This window comes from Streptomyces sp. NPDC092045, assembly GCF_044756005.1.
Lineage (GTDB): Bacteria > Actinomycetota > Actinomycetes > Streptomycetales > Streptomycetaceae > Streptomyces.
The window spans coordinates 1-1,149 of record NZ_JBIVSC010000048.1 but is presented as its reverse complement, the minus strand read 5'-3'; the positions used below and the strand labels follow the sequence as shown (position 1 = coordinate 1,149).

The 1,149-nt window shown below is 69.1% G+C and carries 1 protein-coding gene; it reads left to right on the top strand.

What is annotated here, in order from left to right:
* A partial coding sequence (locus tag ACIQKA_RS34935) for an acyl-CoA dehydrogenase (RefSeq protein WP_383160592.1) occupies positions 1 to 1,147 on the top strand: 1,147 nt, incomplete at its 5' end.
* Positions 1,148 to 1,149: the final 2 nt, after the last annotated feature.

The window sequence follows — 1,149 nt, the reverse complement described above, 5'->3', positions numbered from 1 at the left end:
CAAGGACTTCGATCTGTATCGGCCTTCGGAGGAGCACGACATGCTCCGGGAGTCGGTGCGTGCGCTGGCGGAGGCGAAGATCGCGCCGTTCGCGGCGGAGGTGGACGAGGAGGGGCGTTTCCCGCAGGAGGCCCTGGACGCCCTGGTCGCCAACGACCTGCACGCGGTGCACGTGCCCGAGGCCTACGGCGGCGCGGGCGCGGACGCGCTGGCCACGGTGATCGTGATCGAGGAGGTCGCCCGGGTCTGCGGGTCGTCCTCGCTGATCCCCGCGGTCAACAAGCTCGGCTCGCTGCCGGTGGTCCTGTCCGGCTCCGAGGAGCTCAAGGCGAAGTTCCTCGGCCCGCTGGCCAAGGGCGACGCGATGTTCTCCTACGCCCTCTCCGAGCCCGACGCCGGCTCGGACGCGGCCGGGATGAAGACCCGCGCGGTGCGCGACGGCGACTTCTGGATCCTCAACGGCGTCAAGCGCTGGATCACCAACGCCGGCGTCTCGCAGTACTACACCGTGATGGCCGTCACCGACCCCGACAAGCGCTCCCGCGGCATCAGCGCCTTCGTGGTCGACAAGGACGACGAGGGCGTCTCCTTCGGCGCACCGGAGAAGAAGCTCGGCATCAAGGGCTCCCCCACCCGCGAGGTCTACCTCGACAACGTCCGCATCCCCGCCGACCGCATGATCGGCGCCGAGGGCACCGGCTTCGCCACCGCCATGAAGACCCTGGACCACACCCGCATCACCATCGCCGCCCAGGCCATCGGCATCGCCCAGGGCGCCCTGGACTACGCCAAGGGCTACGTGCAGGAGCGCAAGCAGTTCGGCAAGCCCATCGCCGACTTCCAGGGCGTGCAGTTCATGCTCGCCGACATGGCCATGAAACTCGAAGCCGCCCGCCAGCTCACCTACGCCGCCGCCGCCAAGTCCGAGCGCGTCGACGGCGACCTGACCTTCTTCGGCGCCGCCGCCAAGTGCTTCGCCTCCGACGTCGCCATGGAGGTCACCACCGACGCCGTCCAGCTCCTGGGCGGCTACGGCTACACCCGCGACTACCCCGTCGAACGCATGATGCGCGACGCCAAGATCACCCAGATCTACGAAGGCACCAACCAGATCCAGCGCATCGTCATGGCCCGCAACCTCCCGTAGGC